Source organism: Oleiphilus sp. HI0061 (assembly GCF_001635675.1).
In genome coordinates this window covers 1-523 of the sequence record NZ_LWFE01000605.1, presented here as the reverse complement: position 1 = coordinate 523, position 523 = coordinate 1, and the positions used below count along the sequence as shown (strand labels likewise).

General features: G+C 44.0%; 1 protein-coding gene. It reads right to left on the bottom strand.

The features are described from left to right. Positions 1–377 (bottom strand): ATP phosphoribosyltransferase regulatory subunit (locus A3735_RS07820; protein ID WP_231882505.1); only part of this gene is annotated, 377 nt, incomplete at its 3' end. Between the last annotated feature and the right edge of the window lie 146 nt (positions 378–523).

Genomic DNA, 523 nt, shown 5'->3' with positions numbered 1-523 from the left:
TGATGGAATTGGCGATATCTTCCTTTTTGTGGACGCTCATGTCTGAACATCGGCCCTGTATACCACAAGCGCTGAGTCTGGTTGAACAATAGACCATGCTGCTCGGCTGCTCGAACGCAGCATGCAGTTCCTTCAGGGCGCAGGGTTAAACTGTCACCGTTTCTATCTTCAAAGGTATACATTTCTTTTTCAACGATATCGGTAACTTCTCCGATAGAGCGTTTAAATAGTTCTGTCTGCTCGACAATAGGCATGCGAATTTCTTGATAGCCATAACTTTGGAGCACACCTTTTATATGCCCTTCCAAGTACTGCCAAACTGCAGATTGCCCGGGTAACAAATCATTCATTCCACGGATAGCTTGTATTTTTGCCAAGGTTTAATCCTTATTATCTAGAACTTCTCTCGAGCTCACTTAGCAAGCAAGAGGAAAAATTACAGTGTTAAATTCTATGCTTTTGCAATCACCTGAGACTCCTGGGCCTCTTTGGCTGCGATCTTGGACCTGATGTTTCGCTCTAA